The 13,340-nt window shown below is 72.2% G+C and carries 10 protein-coding genes; 8 read left to right on the forward strand and 2 right to left on the reverse strand.

Features of this window, described 5'->3' with window-relative positions; translation table 11 throughout:
* The first annotated feature begins 383 nt into the window (after positions 1-383).
* The 5 genes from ACIRS4_RS27060 to ACIRS4_RS27080 all read left to right on the forward strand — a co-directional run bounded on the left by ACIRS4_RS27060 (position 384) and on the right by ACIRS4_RS27080 (position 6,431).
* On the forward strand, positions 384-617 hold the full coding sequence (locus ACIRS4_RS27060) for a hypothetical protein (RefSeq protein WP_404200906.1): 234 nt from the start codon (positions 384-386) through the stop codon (positions 615-617).
* On the forward strand, positions 618-2,729 hold the full coding sequence (malQ, locus tag ACIRS4_RS27065; protein ID WP_404200908.1) for a 4-alpha-glucanotransferase: 2,112 nt from the start codon (positions 618-620) through the stop codon (positions 2,727-2,729).
* A 71-nt stretch (positions 2,730-2,800) separates the two neighbouring features.
* On the forward strand, positions 2,801-3,082 hold the full coding sequence (locus ACIRS4_RS27070) for a hypothetical protein (protein WP_404200910.1): 282 nt from the start codon (positions 2,801-2,803) through the stop codon (positions 3,080-3,082).
* A gap of 172 nt (positions 3,083-3,254) precedes the next feature.
* On the forward strand, positions 3,255-5,822 hold the full coding sequence (gene pepN / locus ACIRS4_RS27075; protein ID WP_404200912.1) for an aminopeptidase N: 2,568 nt from the start codon (positions 3,255-3,257) through the stop codon (positions 5,820-5,822).
* A gap of 120 nt (positions 5,823-5,942) precedes the next feature.
* Positions 5,943-6,431, forward strand: a complete 489-nt coding sequence (locus ACIRS4_RS27080) for a DUF1203 domain-containing protein (protein ID WP_404200914.1) — start codon at positions 5,943-5,945, stop codon at positions 6,429-6,431.
* Positions 6,432-6,441: 10 nt separating this feature from the next.
* Here the strand turns inward: ACIRS4_RS27080 and ACIRS4_RS27085 are convergent, their stop codons facing one another.
* Positions 6,442-7,458, reverse strand: coding sequence for an aspartate-semialdehyde dehydrogenase (locus ACIRS4_RS27085; protein WP_404200916.1), 1,017 nt, complete (start codon positions 7,456-7,458; stop codon positions 6,442-6,444).
* A 377-nt stretch (positions 7,459-7,835) separates the two neighbouring features.
* Between ACIRS4_RS27085 and ACIRS4_RS27090 the strand changes: the two genes are divergently transcribed.
* Both ACIRS4_RS27090 and ACIRS4_RS27095 read left to right on the forward strand, forming a co-directional pair.
* Positions 7,836-8,366 carry an RNA polymerase sigma factor gene (locus ACIRS4_RS27090; protein ID WP_404200918.1) on the forward strand — a complete coding sequence of 177 codons (531 nt, stop codon included), beginning with the start codon at positions 7,836-7,838 and terminating at the stop codon, positions 8,364-8,366.
* A gap of 1 nt (position 8,367) precedes the next feature.
* Positions 8,368-9,177, forward strand: coding sequence for a hypothetical protein (locus ACIRS4_RS27095; RefSeq protein ID WP_404200920.1), 810 nt, complete (start codon positions 8,368-8,370; stop codon positions 9,175-9,177).
* Between the two features lie 80 nt (positions 9,178-9,257).
* Here the strand turns inward: ACIRS4_RS27095 and ACIRS4_RS27100 are convergent, their stop codons facing one another.
* Positions 9,258-12,566: a S8 family serine peptidase gene (locus tag ACIRS4_RS27100; RefSeq protein WP_404200922.1), complete on the reverse strand. Its 3,309-nt coding sequence runs from the start codon at positions 12,564-12,566 to the stop codon at positions 9,258-9,260.
* Positions 12,567-12,866: 300 nt separating this feature from the next.
* On the opposite strand from ACIRS4_RS27100, the gene ACIRS4_RS27105 reads away from it, so the two are divergent.
* Positions 12,867-13,331 carry an NUDIX hydrolase gene (locus tag ACIRS4_RS27105; protein ID WP_404200924.1) on the forward strand — a complete coding sequence of 155 codons (465 nt, stop codon included), beginning with the start codon at positions 12,867-12,869 and terminating at the stop codon, positions 13,329-13,331.
* Positions 13,332-13,340 lie beyond the last annotated feature (9 nt).

Raw genomic sequence — 13,340 nt, forward strand, 5'->3', positions numbered from 1 at the left:
TTGTTCCATGCGTGCAAGCACGGGATCAGGAACTCGTGAGATACTTGTGAAACTAAATACACAGAACCCCCACACCCCCCGTCCCCCGTGCGGCTGATTAACTTTCAGCCATGACGTGAAGCTAGCAGTCCGCTTCGTAAAGCGTCAACTTCCCATTAATGCCGGGCTGTTGGCGTATCCAATTCCCGTGTGCCTTGTTTTGGGCTTTCGGCGGCGATATTGCCTCAGGGGTCCGTATTGGCCCGGTTGATCTTGACGAGATGGTGGTCGAGGGCCCCGGGCCCGGCTCCGCGGGGGGACGCGGCGACCGAAGATGTGAGTCCTCGCGTCCACTGGGTAGGGCTCAAGTAACCCGTCAGAATCCATACGACAAGGAGGCCACCGTGGTCGCATCGACGTACCCTCTGCTCCCGGCCGCCCGTTCCAAACGCCCGGCGGATGTTTCCGCCGTCCTCGAAGAGCCCCGCGTGTGCGTGTTCAGCGCGGAGGGAACCTGCGCCGAGGCCCCGCTGACCAGCGAGCCGCCGCTGCCCTACGCCGAACCGCTGACCAGCGAACCGCCCCTCACCAGCGAGCCGCCCCTCGCCGCCGCGGACCCCGACTTCATGAGGCCGTAGATGACCGCACCCCGGCCGGCCGAACCCTGCGACGAAGACCTGGCCCGCCTCGCCGGACTGCACGGCGTCGCGACCTCCTACCGGCCCTCGCCGGACCGCACGGTGACGGCCCCGGCCGCCGCGGTGGTCCGCGTCCTGACCGCCCTGGGCGTCGACGCGGGCACCCCGCAGGCCGCCCGCGCCGCGCTCGCCGCCCGGGAGAGAGAACTCGCTCGACGACTGCTGCCGCCGACCGTGGTGCAGTGGAGCGCAGGCGGGGACCACGGGAGAACCGCGGTCCCCGCCGCCGTCGCCGGACTTCCCGGGGGGACCCGGCTGGAGGTCGGGACCGAACAGGGCGAGACCCGGGCGTCGACCGACCGGCAGGACGTCCTGGACGGGCTGCCGCCCGGTGTCCACACCCTCACCGCCGTGGCACCCGACGCACGCACCGCCCGGGCCCACCTCGTCGTGGCCCCGCCCCGGCTGCCCACGCCCGCCGGACGCTCCCACGGCCTGCTCGTCCAGCTCTACTCCCTCCTCTCCCACCGCTCCTGGGGCATGGGCGACCTCGGCGACCTCGCCGAGCTGACCGCTTGGGCCGGCCGGACGCTCGGCGCGGGATTCGTGCAGGTCAACCCGCTGCACGCGGCCGTGCCCGGCGCCCCCACCGACCCCTCCCCCTACCGGCCCTCCTCACGCCGCTTCCCGGATCCGGTGCACCTGCGCGTCGAGGACGTGCCGGAGTTCGGCCACGTCGACGCGCCCGACCAGGTGCGGGCGCTGCGCGAGAGGGCCGGGCGGCTGCGGGAGAGCGTGCTCGACGAGGGCGCGCTGATCGACCGGGACGCCGTGTGGGAGCTCAAGCGCGAGGCCCTCGAACTCGTCGCCGGGGTGCCGCTCGGCCCCGGCCGGCGCGCCGCCTACTGCGACTTCCTCGCCGAGGAGGGCCAGGCGCTGGAGGATCACGCCACCTGGTACGCCCTCGCCGAGGCCCACGGCCCCGACTGGCACCGCTGGCCCGCCGCCCTGCGCGACCCCCGCTCCCCTCAGACCGCCCGCGCCCGCTCGGAGCTGAGGGAACGCGTCGACTTCCACTCCTGGCTGGCCTGGCTCACCGACACCCAGCTCACCGCGGCCCAGCGCACCGCGCGCGAGGCGGGCATGCCGCTCGGGGTGGTGCACGACCTGGCCGTCGGAGTGCACCCCGGCGGCGCCGACGCCTGGGCCCAGCAGGAGTACTTCGCGGCCGGCATGTCGGTCGGCGCGCCCCCCGACGCCTTCAACGCGCGCGGCCAGGACTGGGGCCTGCCGCCCTGGCGCCCCGACCGGCTGGCCGCCTCCGGTTACGAGCCGTTCAGACGGCTGCTGCGCGCCCTGTTCCGCTACGCAGGCGCCTTGCGCATCGACCACGTCATGGGCCTGTTCCGGCTCTGGTGGGTCCCCCAGGGCGAGCCGCCCACCGAGGGCGCCTACGTCCGCTACGACGCCGAGGCCATGCTCGCCGTCCTGGTGCTGGAGGCCGCGCGAGCGGGCTCGGTGGTCATCGGCGAGGACCTGGGCACCGTCGAGCCGGGCGTGCGCGAGGCGCTGCGCGAACGCGGGGTGCTCGGCACGTCCGTCCTGTGGTTCGAGCGCGACTGGGAAGGCGACGGGCGCCCGCTGCCGCCCGAGGACTGGCGCGCCGACTGCCTGGCCACCGCCACCACGCACGACCTGCCTTCCACGGCCGCCCGGCTCACCGGCGAGCACGTAGCCCTCCGCGACCGCCTCGGCCTGCTGACCCGCCCGCTGGAGGTGGAGCGCGCGGAGGCCGCCGCCGACACCGCGGAGTGGCTGGAGGCGCTCGCCCGGCTCGGCCTCCTCCCCGGCGCGGGCGGAGGCGGCGACTCTTCGGAGGAGGCCGAGATCCAGGCCGTCCACCGCTTCCTGCTGCGCACGCCCGCCCGCATGATCGGTGTCTGGCTCCCGGACGGCGTCGGCGACCGCCGCCCGCAGAACCTCCCCGGCACCTGGGACCAGTACCCGAACTGGCGGCTGCCGATCGCCGACGCGCAGGGCCGTCCGGTGACGCTGGAGGACCTGGCGGCCTCACCGAGACTGCGTGCGTTGATGGAGGTGCTGCGGGGGTGAGGGGGGTGTCCGGAGCCGGGATAAGGCACCCCGGACGCGCGTCCTCCCCCCGCGTTCGCTACTTTTGCACCGTGGACAAGAAGAACGCCCTGCGCGCCGGCACCCTGGCGGCCGGTACGACGCTGATGATGCTGCTCCTGTCGTCCCCCGCGCTCGCTGTCACCCGCGACGACGGCGACGACCCCGGTCCGGGCCTGAGCGTCGGCGAGACGCTGGGCCTCTACGTGCTGGCGCCGCTCGCGCTGTTCGCGGTCATCACCGGCCTGGTGTGGGTCCTGGACCGGTCCAAGGACCGTCAGGACGACACCAGCTCCAACATCACGGTCAAGGGCGAGGCGAGCGCCAAGGCCTGAGCCGCACCGGTCCGCAAGCCCCTTGGCGGACCCGCTGGACGCTTCCCGAGGGCCCCGGAGCCGCGCATGTCACGCGTGACCCCGGGGCCCTCGGACGTGCCCGCGATCGTCGCCCCGGGCGGTGCCTCCGTGGAAGGATGACGCAACCCACTCATATCGAGGAGATGACCGCGTGCCTGGCACAAACCTGACCCGCGAAGAGGCGCAGCAGCGGGCGAAGCTGCTCACCGTTGACTCGTACGAGATCGATCTCGACCTCTCCGGCGCGCAGGAGGGCGGCACCTACCGGTCCGCGACCACGGTGCGCTTCGACGTCTCGGAAGGCGGCGCCGAGTCCTTCATCGACCTGGTCGCCCCCACCGTCCACGAGGTGACGCTGAACGGCGAGGCCCTGGACCCGGCCCAGGTCTTCGCCGACTCCCGGATCGCCCTGCCCTCCCTGCTGGAGGGCCGCAACATCCTGCGGGTCGTCGCCGACTGCGCCTACACCAACACCGGTGAGGGCCTGCACCGGTTCGTCGACCCCGTCGACGAACAGGCCTACCTGTACACCCAGTTCGAGGTCCCGGACGCCCGCCGCGTCTTCGCCTCCTTCGAACAGCCCGACCTCAAGGGCACCTTCCAGTTCACGGTGAAGGCGCCGAGCGGCTGGAGCGTCGTCTCCAACTCCCCGACGCCCGAACCCAAGGACGACGTCTGGGTCTTCGAGCCGACGCCCCGCATCTCGACGTACATCACGGCGCTCATCGTCGGGCCGTACCACTCCGTCCACAGCGTGTACGAGAAGGACGGGCAGTCGGTGCCGCTCGGCATCTACTGCCGGCCCTCCCTCGCCGAGTTCCTCGACTCGGACGCGATCTTCGAGGTCACCCGGCAGGGCTTCGACTGGTTCCAGGAGAAGTTCGACTTCCCGTACCCCTTCGGGAAGTACGACCAGCTGTTCGTGCCGGAGTTCAACGCGGGCGCGATGGAGAACGCGGGCGCGGTCACCATCCGCGACCAGTACGTGTTCCGCTCGAAGGTGACGGACGCGGCGTACGAGCTGCGCGCCGAGACCATCCTGCACGAGCTGGCCCACATGTGGTTCGGCGACCTGGTCACCATGGAGTGGTGGAACGACCTGTGGCTGAACGAGTCGTTCGCCACCTACACCTCCATCGCCTGCCAGGCCTACGCGCCGGACAGCCGCTGGCCGCACTCCTGGACCACCTTCGCCAACTCGATGAAGACCTGGGCCTACCGGCAGGACCAACTGCCGTCCACCCACCCGATCATGGCGGAGATCAACGACCTGGACGACGTCCTGGTCAACTTCGACGGCATCACGTACGCCAAGGGCGCGTCCGTCCTCAAGCAGCTCGTCGCCTACGTCGGCATGGACGAGTTCTTCAAGGGCGTGCAGGCCTACTTCAAGCGCCACGCCTACGGCAACACCCGGCTGGCCGACCTCCTCGGCGCGCTGGAGGAGACCTCGGGACGTGACCTCAAGGCCTGGTCGAAGGCGTGGCTCGAGACCGCCGGCATCAACGTCCTCCGTCCCGAGATCGAGACAGACCCCGACGGGGTCATCACCTCCTTCGCCGTCCGCCAGGAGGCCCCCGCGCTGCCCGCCGGCGCCAAGGGTGAGCCGACGCTGCGTCCGCACCGCATCGCCGTCGGTTTCTACGGCCTCGACGAGGGCAGCGGCAAGCTGCTGCGCGAGGAGCGCGTGGAACTGGACGTGGACGGCGAACTGACCGCCGTGCCGCAGCTGGTGGGCAAGCGCCGCCCGGACGTGGTCCTGCTCAACGACGACGACCTGTCGTACGCCAAGGTCCGTCTCGACGAGCAGTCCCTCGCCTTCGTCACCGAGCACCTCGGCGACTTCGAGGCGTCCCTGCCGCGCGCGCTGTGCTGGGCCTCGGCCTGGGACATGACCCGCGACGCCGAACTGCCCACCCGCGACTACCTGTCGCTGGTGCTGTCCGGCATCGGCAAGGAGTCCGACATCGGTGTGGTCCAGTCGCTGCACCGGCAGGTCAAGCTCGCCGTCGACCTGTACGCCGACCCCGCCGCCCGCGAGACGCTCCTGACCCGGTGGACCGACGCCACGCTGGCCCACCTGCGGTCCGCCGAGGCGGGCAGCGACCACCAGCTGGCGTGGGCCCGCGCGTTCGCGGCGACCGCCCGCACGCCCGAGCAGCTGGACCTCCTCGACGCCCTGCTGGACGGCTCGCAGACCATCGAGGGCCTCACGGTCGACACCGAGCTGCGCTGGGCGTTCGTGCAGCGGCTCGCGGCGGTCGGCCGGTTCGACGAGAGCGAGATCGCCGGCGAGTACGAGCGCGACAAGACCGCCGCCGGCGAGCGCCACGCGGCGACCGCCCGCGCCTCCCGTCCCACGGCGGAGGCCAAGGCGGAGGCGTGGGCTCAGGTCGTCGAGTCCGACAAGCTGCCCAACGCGCTGCAGGAGGCCGTGATCGGGGGCTTCGTCCAGACCGACCAGCGTGAGCTGCTCGCGCCGTACACGGACCGGTACTTCGACGTCGTCAAGGACATCTGGGAGGAGCGCTCGCACGAGATCGCCCAGCAGATCGTCGTCGGCCTCTACCCGGCCCTCCAGGTCTGCGAGGAGACCCTGCGCAAGACCGACGCCTGGCTGGCCTCCGCCGAGCCCGGCGCGGCCCTGCGCCGCCTGGTCTCCGAGGCCCGCGCGGGCGTTGAGCGCGCGCTGAAGGCCCAGGCGGCGGACGCGCGCTGAACGCCTCGCCGTCCTGACCGGCCGGGAGGGCGCTCCCACCGGGGCGCCCTCACCGCCCGGCGGAGCACGACGTCCGGATCCCGCCGGTGGCGCGCGCCGACGGGCGGGAGCCTGGGGTGCATGACCTTCACACTCCAGACGTACACCGTCCGGCCCGTCCCGGCCGGCGCCCTTCAGGAGCTGCGCGTCACGGACGACGCGGGCCGCCCGGCCGAATCCTTCACCGACGGGGAGGGCGGCGACCCGCTCCGCTGCTGCCTGCGCCGCAGCGAGCCGGGCGATCGGCTCGCGCTCGTCTCCTACGCTCCTCTGCGCCGCTGGGCAGCCGGGACGGGCGCGGATCCCGGGCCCTACGACGAGCAGGGCCCCGTCTTCGTCCACGCCGACCCCTGCCCTGGCCCGGCGGCAGGCGAGACCCTCCCCTTCGGGGACGCCCACCGCACGCTCCGCCGCTACTCGGCCGAGGGCCGCATCCTGGGCGGCGCCCTCGTGCCGGCCGGTGGTCTGGCCGAGGCCCTGCGGAAAGCGTTCGACGACCCGGCCGTGGCACTCGTCCACGTCCGGGCCGTCGAGTACGGCTGCTTCCTCTACGAGGTGCGCCGAAGCTGAGGACCGTGCGTCAGCCCCTCAGTTCGGCCGCCACCAGCTCCGCGATCTGGACCGCGTTGAGGGCCGCGCCCTTGCGGAGGTTGTCGTTGGACAGGAACAGCGACAGGCCGTTCTCCACGGTCTCGTCCTCGCGGATGCGGCCCACGTAGGAGGGGTCCTTGCCGGCCGCCTGCAGCGGGGTCGGGATGTCGGTGAGGACGACGCCCTCGGCGTCGCCGAGGATCTCCGTCGCGCGTGCGGCGCTGATCGGGCGCGCGAAACGGGCGTTGACCTGGAGGGAGTGGCCGGAGAACACCGGCACGCGCACACAGGTGCCGGAGACCTTCAGCTCCGGGATCTCGAGGATCTTGCGGGACTCGTGGCGGAGCTTCTGCTCCTCGTCCGTCTCGTTCAGGCCGTCGTCGACGATCGAGCCGGCGAGCGGGACGACGTTGAAGGCGATGGGCCGCTGGTAGACCTGCGGCTCGGGGAAGTCGACGGCCTCGCCGTCGTGGGTGAGCCGGTCGGCGTCGGCGATCACCTTCTGCGCCTGGCCGTGCAGCTCGGCGACGCCCGCGAGGCCCGAGCCGGACACCGCCTGGTAGGTGGCGACGACGAGGGCTTCGAGGCCCGCCTCCGCGTGCAGCGGCCGCAGCACCGGCATCGCGGCCATCGTCGTGCAGTTCGGGTTGGCGATGATGCCCTTGGGGCGGCGGGCGATCGCGTGCGGGTTCACCTCGGACACCACCAGGGGCACGTCCGGGTCCCGGCGCCACGCCGAGGAGTTGTCGATCACGACGGCGCCCTGCGAGGCGACCTTCTCGGCCAGCGCCTTCGAGGTCGCGCCGCCCGCCGAGAACAGCACGATGTCCAGGCCGGAGTAGTCGGCCGTCGCCGCGTCCTCCACCGTCACGCCGTCCAGCTCCGAGCCCGCGGAACGGGCCGAGGCGAACAGTCGCAGCTCGGTGACCGGGAAGTCGCGCTCCTTGAGGATCCCGCGCATGACCGTGCCGACCTGACCGGTGGCTCCGACGATTCCGACCCTCACGACGACTCCCTGTCTGTTCACGGCTTGCTGCCGCCTTCTACGGTCCTCTGCGGCGCGGCGGCTCTTCACGGACCGCACGGCGTGGCCGAGGCTTTTCCATCATGCGGCCGACACCGGCCCGCCTGTCCAGTTCTTTGCCCCCGGCGCCCGAGGAATGGGACGCGGCGGGCAGGACCCCGGTTGCGGAACTGCGGTGCGCACCCCGCCCGAGCTGGAGAAATTCGCCCACGGGCGGGCCCGCGCCGCAAGCTCGCCTGCCCGTCCCGCCCCCTCTCACACAGCGGTGTGACGTACGCCTCGACGGCATGTGAAAGACCCGCTCGAACGTTCCCCAGCCTCCCCGCGTCCTAGGAGAAACGTGGTGGAGGGGGTGGCGTGTGCTGCGCGGAAGAGGGCGGCGCGGGCAGGGGGCGCGCGCGGACGACGACCCGCTGAACGCGGCGCAGGAACGCCGGGTGCGGGCGGTGCTCGCGCTGGGCGGGGTTCCGCAGTCGGACCTGCCGGACGGGGTGCAGCAGGTCCGGCTGCGGCTGCTGGAGCGGGCGGCGAAGGGGTACGAGGCGCCGCGGGACGTCTCCGCGTGGGCGGCCGTCGTCGCCTCCAACCTCGCCATGGACTGGCACCGCGCCAAGCGCCGGCAGGAACGCGTCGGCGAGCGCCTGGCGTCCCTGCGCCAGCACGAGCACCCCTCCGGCGAGGACACCAGCGTGCTCTCCCTCGCCGTCGCCCGCGGTCTGGACGAGCTGCCCGACGCCCAGCGTCAGGTCCTCGTCCTGCGTTTCTACGCCGATCTGCCGGTGCGCTCCATCGCCCGTGAGCTGGGCGTCCCGGAGGGCACGGTCAAGAGCCGCCTGCACACGGCGGTCCGGGCCCTGCGCGCCCGCCTGCACGAGGACGAGGTGGTGTGACATGAGCGCCGGACGCGAGAGCGACGAGACCTTCGGCGAAGTCGACGGCTACGACGGTACGGACCCCCTGATGGCCGCGATCCTGGACACCCCCCTGCCCGAGGGGTCCCGCGCCGACCCCGCCTTCCTGGCCGCGCACCGGGCGGCGACGGCCGACCTGGCGGTGCTGCGCGAACAACTGGGCGTCATCGCGGATGTCCTGACCCGGCCCGCGGAGCGCCCGCAGGACGCGCTGATTGTCGAGCCCGCTCCCGTACGGCGGCCGCGCCCCGCTCGCCGCGCCGCGCGGGTCCTCGCTCTGGCCGCCGCCGGTGCGATCGTCGCCGGGGCCGGATGGCTGGTCGTGCAGGCGGGCCAGGGGGTGAGCACGCTCAGCTCGGCCAAGGGCGCCGACAGCGGCGCGGCCGACACCGCGGCCGATGGTGAGACGGGCGCCGCCGAGTCCGGCGCGAAGTCGACCGCACCGGCGGACGACAGCCCGCTGGGCGACCCGGGCTATCTCGCCTGCGCCCGCTTCGTGGTCGAGGGGGAGGTGACGGACGTCGTCCCGGTCGCCGGCGCCGGAGGGGAGCGGGTCACGCTGCGGGTCACCCGCTCCTACCTGCCGGGGCGGCCGGCGGCCGGCGAGGTCGACGTCGTGCTGGCGCCGGACGTGGACCCGCTGGTCGCCGAGGGCGACCACGTCCTGGTCGGTCAGGCGCGGGAGTCGGCGTCGCCGGAGGTGTGGGCGGTCGGCGCGGCCGGCATCGCCGCCGAGCGGGCGGCGATCGAACGCGCGCTGCCCCGCACCGACGGAGTGAGCTGCGAATGACGAAGGGGCGGGCGCCCTCACGGACGCCCGCCCCTCGCACGAGGGCGGTCACTCGGTGACCGTCACACGCTGTGTGCCGGTTACGGCACGACCTTCTCGATCGCCACGCTGCCCGTGCCCGCGACCGTGCCGCGCGCGTTCTTCAGCTGGACCTGGCCGAAGAACGCCCGGCCCTCCGGCGCGGGGGCCAGGGCGGTGACGGTCGCGGAGACCGTCGCCGTGGCGCCCGTGGCCAGCTTGACCGGCGTCGACTCGTCGACGGCGACGGCGCCGAGCGCCGAGGAGAAGAACACGTCCAGGTAGTCGTAGGCCGTGGTGCCGGCCGGGACCGAGTAGCCCGCGACCTCGATGGTGTACGTGCCGGCGGCGGGCGACGGGATGGAGACCGCCTCCTCCGAGTCGCCGTCGGCCTGCTGCGCGACCTGGTTGCCGGCGGCGTCGAACACCGTCAGGTCGAGGTCGGCGGAGGCGTCGGAGACGTTGCCGATGGAGACGTCCAGGGACTTGGCGCCCGCGGGCACCTCGACCGTGGTGGTGTGCGTCTCGTGGTTGGCGATGGTCGGCCGGGCCGCCTTGGAGGAGCCCAGCGGGCCGCCCGCCAGCTTGCCGTCGAACGCCGCGAAGTTGTTCTTCACCTTCCAGGAGACGGCGGCCGGCGTGCCGACCTTCGCCTCGGGCACGGTCACCGTCGCCGGGTCGAACGCGGCGCCGAAGACGGTGACGTCCAGCTGGTAGGGGTTGTCGAGCAGCGGCGAGGTGCGGCGCGACTCGACCTCGATCTCCCAGACGCCCGGCTGCGGGTCGGCGTAGGAGCGGGCGTCCGGCTTGCAGCCGTTGCCGTTGAGGTAGTTGTTGTAGCAGTAGATCGTGGCGCTGTCCTCGACGGCGACACCGTACGGGTGGATCGAGATGAACCGGGTCTGGCTCTTGTCCTTCAGACCGCCGATCGCGACCTCCAGGGAGGTGGCGCCCTCGGGCACGGTCAGGAAGTAGTGCTCCGAGCTGTTGCGCTGCACGCTGCTCTTCGCGGTGAAGGTGTGCGCCACCGGCGTGGAGGCGACGACCGTGTTGAGGATCTGCTTGTCGACGCCCTCGGTCGCCGGGTCGTCGACCTCGAGGATCGCGCTCTTGATGCCGACGGCCTTCGCCCGGGCCTGGATCTGGACGGTCACCGGCTTGTTCAGCGGCAGCGTCACCTCGTCCGGGCCGAGGATCTTGAAGGTGTGGTCCGCGTTGTTCTTCAGCTCGAGGCTGTGGCGGATCGCCTTGTCGGCGCCGGTGGTGCGGGTGACGGTGACGTCGTAGACCCTCTTCTCACCGGTCTTCAGGCCGCCCTCGCGGTCGTAGATGCCGGTGCCGAAGCCGGGGGTCTTCAGCGCGGAGTCGATCGCGGTGTCGACCGGGGCCTTGACCGTGTACTCGTGGGCGGTGGCGCCGTCCTCGATGGCGTCCCAGGCGTCCACGATGTCGATGGCGCCCGCGCCCTCCTCGTAGGCCTGGAGGTCCTTGATGTGGTGGGCGGTCGAGGTGAGCGCCGTGCGCAGGTCGGCGGGCGTCAGCTTGACGCCCTTCGCCTTGGCGGCGCTCAGCAGCAGCGCCGAGGCGCCGGCGGCCTGCGGGGAGGCCATCGAGGTGCCCTGGAGCATGGCGTAGCCGGCCGGCAGGGTGTAGCCCGACTCGGCGACCGGGGCGCCCGGCAGCCAGGTCTGGATGGTGTTGATCGCGGCGCCGGGGGCGACGAGGGTCGGCGTGAAGCCGCCGTCCTCACGCGGGCCGCGCGAGGAGAACGGCAGCAGCGCGTACTTCTTGTCCACCTGCGAGCCGTAGTTGGCGGCCCAGGTCTTCTGGGAGATGGCCGCGCCGACGGAGATGACCTTGTCGGCCAGGCCGGGGTCGCCGATGGTGTTGGCGCCGGGGCCCTCGTTGCCCGCGGAGATCACGAGCTGGACGCCGTAGGTGTCGATGAGGCGCGTGTAGAGCTCGGCGCGCGCGTTGTTGCCGTCGTTGAGCGCCGGCAGGCCGCCGATCGACATGTTGACGATGTCGACGCCGCGGTTGACGACGAGGTCGATCATGCCTTCGGTGAGCGCGACGTTGGTGCAGCCGGGGCCGAAGACGCAGGCGCGGGAGGAGACGATCTTCGCGCCGGGGGCGGCGCCGTTCATCTTCCCGCCGAACAGGCTGTTGGCGGCGGTGATGCCGGCGACGTGGGTGCCGTGCTCGCTGGAGATCATGCCGATGTTGACGAAGTCGGCCTTCTTGCCGACCCAGTCCCCGCCGAACGGGTCCATGGGCACGTCCTTGCGGATCTCCACCACGAACGGGATCCGCTCGGCGACGTCGGTGGCCGGGTCGTCCGTGCCGAAGTAGCCGATCTGGAAGCCGTTCTTGTACGGCTTCATGGCGGTGTCGTCGGTGAAGTCGCCGTTGTTGTTCAGGTCGACGGTGACCGTGCCGGCGGCGGCGTTGTAGAGGACGCCCCAGGCGTCGGTCTTGTCGCCGTCGCGGTTGACGTCGCCCTGCTGGTCGCCGCCGGCGGTGGCCGACTCGCGGAACAGGTTGATGGAGTACGTCCCGGCCGGCGCGGTCCAGGTGCGGCCGCCGTAGACGAAGCTCGGGCCGGAGACGGAGTTCGTCATCGGGCGCCAGCTGAGGTCGTTGTCGGCGATCGGGTCGGTGGAGGTGACCCAGTCGACGATCTTGCGCTCGCCGGTGGTGGTCTTCTGCAGCGCGGGGTGCGAGAGGTCGACGCCGGAGTCCAGGACGCCGATGGTGACGCCGCGGCCGTCCCACTGCGCGTGGTCGTCGACGAAGTCGACGGCGCCCGTCTCGAAGGACGGGTTGTAGGGGTTCTCGGCGGGCGTCTGCTTGCCCGGCGCCGGGTAGGGCTTGGGGGCCTTGGCGGCGCTCGCGCCCTTCGCGGTGTCCGCGCTGGGCGTCGGATCGTCGAGGACGATGTCCTGCTTGAGGTCGATCGCGTGCACCGAGGACAGCTTCCCGGCGGCGGCGATCACCGAGTCCGCCTTGGCCGTGGGCACGGTGGCGCGGACATAGCCGAGCTTGTCGTAGGAGCGGCCCACGGAAGCGCCGTCGACGGCGTCCAGCTTCTCGGCGACCTGCTCGGTGCTGCCGGGAGCGGTCGCGACCATCAGCGTGACGTTCTTGTCGCCGGCGGCCTTGGCTTCGGCGAGGAGGTCGGCGTCGTCGGAGCCGAGCTTGTCGGCGGCCGACTTCACGCCCGGGTCGGCGGCGGCCGAGGGCTGGTCGGCGGAGAAGGCCAGGGGTATCGGCCCGGCGGCCGACAGCGCGGCCACCAGGCCCGCGGCCACGGCTATGCGGGCCGCGCGTCTTGCGCCCGGTATCGGTTCGCGCTGGGGGGTGTGGGTCATCGGCATCCCTTGTCGGTAAGGAACGATCAGCGCGCGACCAGGTCCGTTCCCCGTCCGGTCGCGCACGTCCGGAACGCGATCCCGGACGAGCACGCAGCTTTACGCAAGGGATGGATGTTTGGGGAGAGTTGACCGAATCGATATGGACGTATGGGGAAAACCCCCGATGGCCATTGCGGAGATGAGCGCCGAACACGGACGAAACGCCCCTCGGCGGCTTTAAGGTCCGCCGAAGCCCCTGCCTGCGCCAAGTCCCTCCCTCGAAGCGTCCGTTCGCCGGCGCCTGGGTAACCTCCTTCGATGCGCGAGAAGTTGAGGGTGGCGGCCTACGCCGTCTGCGTCCGTGACGGCCGGCTCCTGCTCGCCCGCTCCCCGGTCCCCGACGGCACGTTCGAGTGGGTGCTGCCCGGCGGCGGAATGGAGCACGGCGAGGACCCGTACGACACCGTCGTGCGCGAACTGGAGGAGGAGACCGGGTACCGCATCGAGGTGACGGGCCTTCTCGGCCTCGACTCCTTCCGCCAGGTCCTCCGCGGGGAGCGGCTGCGCGCTCCCGTCGACCACCACGGTGTGCGCATTGTCTACGAGGGCCGGATAGCCGGCGGGGAACTGCGCGACGAGATCGGCGGCTCCACCGACACGGCCGCCTGGCACGACCTGGCCGACGTGCCCGCCCTCACCCGGGTGCCGCTGATCGACACGGCGCTGCGCCTGTGGCGGGAACGCCCGGCGGACGGGCGGGTGTCCGCGACGCCCGGCCGGTGACACGAGGAG

The organism is Streptomyces sp. NPDC101166, assembly GCF_044768125.1.
In the GTDB taxonomy this organism is placed as follows: Bacteria; Actinomycetota; Actinomycetes; order Streptomycetales; family Streptomycetaceae; genus Streptomyces.

Bases quoted from the DNA above. Each gene is read 5' to 3' on its own strand.
- malQ (WP_404200908.1), top strand. From the start codon at position 618: ATGACCGCACCCCGGCCGGCCGAACCCTGCGACGAAGACCTGGCCCGC.
- ACIRS4_RS27080 (WP_404200914.1), top strand. From the start codon at position 5,943: ATGACCTTCACACTCCAGACGTACACCGTCCGGCCCGTCCCGGCCGGC.
- ACIRS4_RS27095 (WP_404200920.1), top strand. From the start codon at position 8,368: ATGAGCGCCGGACGCGAGAGCGACGAGACCTTCGGCGAAGTCGACGGC.
- ACIRS4_RS27100 (WP_404200922.1), bottom strand. From the start codon at position 12,566: ATGACCCACACCCCCCAGCGCGAACCGATACCGGGCGCAAGACGCGCG.
- ACIRS4_RS27105 (WP_404200924.1), top strand. From the start codon at position 12,867: ATGCGCGAGAAGTTGAGGGTGGCGGCCTACGCCGTCTGCGTCCGTGAC.